Here is a 4,783-nt window from a genome sequence, read left to right as displayed (position 1 = left end):
CGCTGCCGCAGGGTCCGGCGCTGCCGCCGACGCCCGCCCCTGCCGCGCCCACGGCCGGCACGCACCATATCGACTTCCCCTCCAACCAGAGCCATCTGATGCTCGCCCAGCTCGGCATCCCGCGCGGCCATCCGGACTACGCGGCGCTCTACCTGGGCAACCAGATCCTCGGCGGCGGCGGCTTCGGCACCCGGCTGATGGAGGAAGTCCGCGAGAAGCGCGGCCTGACCTACGGCATCTACTCCGGCTTCAGCCCGATGCGCGCCGAAGGGCCGTTCATGATCAGCATGCAAACCCGCGCCGAACTCACCGACGGCGCGCTGGAGCTGGTCCAGCGACTGGTGCGCGACTACCTTGCCGAAGGTCCCACCGAGGCCGAGCTGGAGCGCAGCAAGCGCGAGATCGCCGGCAGCTTCCCGCTGTCCACCGCGAGCAACGCCGACATCGTCGGCCAGCTCGGCAGCATCGGCTTCTATGGCCTGCCGCTGAGTTACCTGGAAGATTTCATGGGCGAAATCCAGGCGCTGACGGTCGAACAGGTGAAGACGGCGATGGACAAGCACCTGCAGGCCGACGCCTTCGTCATCGTTACCGCCGGCCCCAGCGTCGAGCAGCAACCGCTGCCGCCACCCAGCGACAAACCAGCCGAACAGCCCAGCACGGTTCCGGAGCATTGATGGCCAATCCCCCCATTCGTCCCAGCGCCCACGGCGGCCAGGGCCAGTTGCGCATCATCGGCGGCGAATGGCGCTCGCGCCGCTTCAGCTTCCCCGATGCCGAGGGCCTGCGGCCGACGCCGGACCGGGTTCGCGAGACCCTGTTCAACTGGCTGGCGCCCTACCTCTCCGGCGCCCGCGTGTTCGACCCGTTCACCGGCAGCGGCGCGCTCTACCTGGAGGCGCTGTCGCGCGGCGCCGGCATGGCCCTGGCGCTGGACGTCAACGCCAACGCCATCGCCAGCCTGCGCAAGCACCTGGACACGCTCAACTGCGGCCACGGCCAGCTGCTACAAAGCGACGCGCTGCGTTACCTGGAAACCCAGTCGCCGGCGACCTTCGACCTGGTCTTTCTCGATCCGCCGTTCAACAAGAACCTGTTGCAGCCGGCCTGCGAACTGCTGGAAAGCAGGGGCTGGCTGGCCGAGCACGCCTGGATCTACACCGAGAGCGAAGCCGTGCCTTCCAGCCTCGGCCTGCCGGGCAACTGGCGACTGCACCGCGAGAAGAAGGCCGGCAAGGTGCACTACGCACTGTGGGAGCGCCAGGCCCGGTAGCGGCGCTTTTTCGTAGGCGCCAGCTTGCTGGCGATCAGCGAAGTCGAGTCATCGCCGAGACGACAAGCCGCAACAAAAACCAGGCTCAGCCAGTGGTCCTTTCAGTAGAACTCGACCGGCTGCCCGGCGCGATCGAAGGCCAGGAAGCGGCCGACATTGCCGGTCTCGATGGCACCGACCATCATCTTCAGCGGCTGCTCGGCCTCATCCGCGCCGGGCGTGATGCCCGCCTGACCGGGCAATGCGGCGGCGAACAGCAGGTCCCAGGCCACGCCGGTGCGCTCCGACTCCTCGCGCAGCGCCGCGAAGCCGCTCAGCTCCTCGGGCAGCTTGTCGACGCAGAGCACCGGCTTGAGCGAGCCGCCGGCATTCTCCTCGAAGCGCCGGCGCTCGGCCTCGGTGGCGTCCTCGGGCAGCTCGGCGCTGACGAAGACGAACAGCAGCCGCTGAGGTTCGTGCTGCCGGCGCGCGGCATCCAGCAATCGATCGAAGGGGGTGATGGTCATGGACGAGGTTCCGGATAGCGATTCGACGCCCACTGTTCACTGCCCGGCGGACGCTGGCCATATCTCCAAAGACATATACCCGCTGGATGGCGGCACCATTCAACCCCTGGATGGTGCTTTTCTTTCTGGCCGCATGGCATTAGGGTCTGTTGACGTTTCATTGCGAGCCGCGTTGCTGCGTCAAATGGCGCCAGGCAAGGCGCGGGACGCAGGTAATGGTCATTCCCTTGCCAAGTCCCGCAACGCCGCATGGCGCCATTTGACGCGCAACCCGAAGGGCCGGGCCTGTTTTTGCGCGATGCGGCGTTACTCGTCGCTGATTTGGAATGACCAAACTTCGCTCCTCGTGCCTTGCCTCGCGTAAAAACAGGCTTCGGCGCGGCCGCGAATGAAACATCAACAGACCCTAGGGTCCGGAGAAACAGACGAGCCGCACAAGCATCCCGTGTCCGACGCCTTCCAACCCGCCTGGTGGCTCCCCGGGCCGCACCTGCAGACCCTGTGGAACCCGTTCTTCCGCACCGCGCCGCGGCTCGCGCGCCGGCGCGAGCGGCTGTGGCTGGCCGATGGCGATTTCATCGACCTCGACTGGCACGGCCCGCACGACGCCACGGCGCCGCTGGTACTGGTGCTGCACGGCCTCACTGGTTCGTCCAGCTCGCTCTACGTACTCGGCCTGCAACAGCAACTGGCTGCCCAGGACTGGGCCAGCGTGGCGATCAACTGGCGCGGCTGCTCGGGCGAACCCAACCTGCTGCCACGCGCCTACCACTCCGGCGCCAGCGACGACCTCGCCGAGGTGATCGCCCATCTGCAGGCCTGCCGCCCGCTGGCGCCGCTGCATGCCGTGGGCTATTCGCTGGGCGGCAACGTGCTGCTCAAGTACCTGGGCGAGACCGCCGCCGACTGCCCGTTGCGCAAGGCAGTGGCGGTGTCCGTGCCGTTCCGCCTGGACCAGTGCGCCGACCGCATCGGCCTGGGCTTCTCGCGGATCTACCAGGCGCACTTCATGAAGGCCATGGTCGCCTACGTGCAGGACAAGCAGCAGCGCTTCCAGCGCGAGGGCCTGGTCGAGCACCTCGGCGCCCTGCAGCGCCTCGGCCCGCTGCAGGGCATGCGCACCTTCTGGGACTTCGACGGCCGCATCACCGCGCCGCTGCATGGCTTCAGCGACGCCCAGGACTACTACCGGCGCGCCTCGAGCCGCTATTTCCTTCCTACCATCGCGATCCCGACCCTGCTGATCCAGGCCGCCGACGACCCCTTCGTGTTCCGCCACAGCCTGCCGCAGGCCACCGAGCTGTCACCCTCCAGCCTGCTCGAACTGCATGCCAGGGGCGGCCATGTCGGTTTCATCGAAGGCACGCCGAGGCGACCGCGCTACTATCTGGAGCGCAGGATTCCGCAGTGGCTGCAGGCGCCCTGAGCGCACCATCGTCGCGCGTCGATGCCTGCCCAGGCCGCACCGCAGTGCATGGCCACGCAGGCGATCCGGCCCCGCGCCACCCTGCAAAATCTGCCAGCCAGCCGGGCGATCGCCTGTAGATGGCCCATGATCGGTCATGTATCCAGGCAAATCGCCACACGGCCTTCAGGCTTTACGCTGCCGATACCGAGCCGCTACCATCCACACCCCCACGCATGCGTCAGGACGCCGCGATGAATCGAGTGTTGTATCCGGGAACCTTCGATCCCATCACCATGGGCCACGCCGATCTGGTGGAACGCGCCTCGCGCCTGTTCGATCAGGTGATCATCGCCGTGGCGGCCAACCCGAAGAAGAACCCGCTGTTCCCGCTGGAGCAACGCGTGGAACTGGCTCGCGAGGTCACCAAGCACCTGCCGAACGTCGAGGTCATGGGTTTTTCCACCCTGCTGGCGCACTTCGTCAAGGAGCAGAACGCCAACATCCTGCTGCGGGGCCTGCGCGCGGTTTCCGACTTCGAATACGAATTCCAGCTGGCCAACATGAACCGCCAGCTGGCGCCCGATGTGGAGAGCCTGTTCCTCACCCCCTCGGAGAAGTACTCCTATATTTCCTCGACGCTGGTGCGCGAGATCGCCTCGCTCGGCGGGGACGTCTCCAAGTTCGTCCATCCGGCGGTGATGCAGGCGCTCAAGGAGCGCTTCGGCCAGGCCTGACGCCCGCCGTTGCTCGGCACCAGGGTGCACGAGCACGGCCGATGCGGCACAATTGGCCGGTCGTTATTTAGCTATGCCGTGGCTCGCGTCGCGGCTGGAGTTCGCTGGATGTCCCTGAAAATCACCGATGACTGCATCAACTGCGATGTGTGCGAGCCCGAGTGCCCGAACAGCGCCATTTCCCAGGGCGAGGAAATCTACGTCATCGATCCCAACCTCTGCACCGAATGCGTCGGTCACTATGACGAGCCGCAGTGCCAGCAGGTATGCCCGGTCGACTGCATCCCGCTCGACGAGAACAACGTCGAGAGCAAGGACGAGCTGATGCGCAAGTACCTGATCATCACCGGCAAGGCCTGATGATCCACGGGTGGCAGGCCCGACGCCTCTCGCGGCTGCGCGAGGGCCTCAAGGCCTCCGTCACCCTCCTGCTGCTGTTGGCCTGCACCGTCCAGGCCAACCCGCTGGAGAACGGCGCCGTCGCCACCGCTCACCCGCTGGCCAGCGACGTCGGCCGGCAGATCCTCCAGGCCGGCGGCAATGCCTTCGACGCCAGCGTCGCGATCAGCGCCGCCCTGGCCGTGGTCGAACCCTACGGCTCGGGCCTCGGCGGCGGCGGCTTCTTCCTCCTGCGCGAAGCCGGCGCGCCGGCCCGCCACCGCTTCCTCGATGCCCGCGAACGCGCACCGCGTTCCGCCACGCCGGACATGTACCTGCGCGACGGCGAATTCCAGCGCCAGCTGAGCCTCGACGGCCCGCTCGCCGCGGCGATTCCCCGGCACGCCGGCGGCACTCGTCGAACTCGCCGAAACGCGCGGGCGCCTGCCGCTGAAAACCAGCCTGGCGCCGGCCATCGCCCTGG

General features: G+C 67.3%; 7 protein-coding genes and 1 pseudogene. 7 read left to right on the top strand and 1 reads right to left on the bottom strand.

The window, feature by feature from the left end; genetic code table 11:
- Positions 1 to 677, top strand: a 677-nt coding sequence (locus BAY1663_RS22110; RefSeq protein ID WP_037045147.1) for a pitrilysin family protein, incomplete at its 5' end; no start/stop codon positions are given.
- The gene (gene rsmD / locus BAY1663_RS22105) at positions 677 to 1,273 is read left to right on the top strand and encodes a 16S rRNA (guanine(966)-N(2))-methyltransferase RsmD (protein ID WP_037045146.1); all 597 of its coding nucleotides are present in this window, start codon (positions 677 to 679) and stop codon (positions 1,271 to 1,273) included. The genes BAY1663_RS22110 and rsmD, both read left to right, overlap by 1 nt.
- Before the next feature lie 101 nt (positions 1,274 to 1,374).
- Here the strand turns inward: rsmD and BAY1663_RS22100 are convergent, their stop codons facing one another.
- The gene (locus BAY1663_RS22100) at positions 1,375 to 1,779 is read right to left on the bottom strand and encodes a hypothetical protein (RefSeq protein ID WP_037045144.1); all 405 of its coding nucleotides are present in this window, start codon (positions 1,777 to 1,779) and stop codon (positions 1,375 to 1,377) included.
- Between BAY1663_RS22100 and BAY1663_RS24270 the strand changes: the two genes are divergently transcribed.
- From BAY1663_RS24270 to BAY1663_RS22080, 5 genes and pseudogenes are all read left to right on the top strand, one after another.
- Entirely contained in the window at positions 1,778 to 2,143 is a 366-nt protein-coding gene (locus BAY1663_RS24270) for a hypothetical protein (RefSeq protein WP_128576440.1), read from the top strand. The genes BAY1663_RS22100 and BAY1663_RS24270 overlap by 2 nt on opposite strands.
- A 24-nt stretch (positions 2,144 to 2,167) precedes the next feature.
- Positions 2,168 to 3,205, top strand: coding sequence for a hydrolase (locus tag BAY1663_RS22095; RefSeq protein WP_371257650.1), 1,038 nt, complete (start codon positions 2,168 to 2,170; stop codon positions 3,203 to 3,205).
- 233 nt (positions 3,206 to 3,438) lie between these two features.
- On the top strand, positions 3,439 to 3,921 hold the full coding sequence (gene coaD / locus BAY1663_RS22090; RefSeq protein ID WP_037045136.1) for a pantetheine-phosphate adenylyltransferase: 483 nt from the start codon (positions 3,439 to 3,441) through the stop codon (positions 3,919 to 3,921).
- Between the two features lie 108 nt (positions 3,922 to 4,029).
- Positions 4,030 to 4,281, top strand: coding sequence for a YfhL family 4Fe-4S dicluster ferredoxin (locus BAY1663_RS22085; protein WP_037045134.1), 252 nt, complete (start codon positions 4,030 to 4,032; stop codon positions 4,279 to 4,281).
- Positions 4,281 to 4,783: pseudogene (locus BAY1663_RS22080) on the top strand (gamma-glutamyltransferase); the annotation flags it as partial. The gene BAY1663_RS22085 and the pseudogene BAY1663_RS22080, both read left to right, overlap by 1 nt.

Origin of the sequence: Pseudomonas sp. BAY1663 (assembly GCF_000582595.1) — a bacterium.
GTDB lineage: Bacteria > Pseudomonadota > Gammaproteobacteria > Pseudomonadales > Pseudomonadaceae > Stutzerimonas > Stutzerimonas stutzeri_AF.
The sequence above is the reverse complement of the archived record's forward strand: the minus strand, read 5'-3'. Positions and strand labels throughout refer to the sequence as shown.

Bases quoted from the DNA above. Each gene is read 5' to 3' on its own strand.
- rsmD (WP_037045146.1), top strand. From the start codon at position 677: ATGGCCAATCCCCCCATTCGTCCCAGCGCCCACGGCGGCCAGGGCCAG.
- BAY1663_RS22095 (WP_371257650.1), top strand. From the start codon at position 2,168: ATGAAACATCAACAGACCCTAGGGTCCGGAGAAACAGACGAGCCGCAC.
- BAY1663_RS22085 (WP_037045134.1), top strand. From the start codon at position 4,030: ATGTCCCTGAAAATCACCGATGACTGCATCAACTGCGATGTGTGCGAG.
- coaD (WP_037045136.1), top strand. From the start codon at position 3,439: ATGAATCGAGTGTTGTATCCGGGAACCTTCGATCCCATCACCATGGGC.
- BAY1663_RS24270 (WP_128576440.1), top strand. From the start codon at position 1,778: ATGGACGAGGTTCCGGATAGCGATTCGACGCCCACTGTTCACTGCCCG.
- BAY1663_RS22100 (WP_037045144.1), bottom strand. From the start codon at position 1,779: ATGACCATCACCCCCTTCGATCGATTGCTGGATGCCGCGCGCCGGCAG.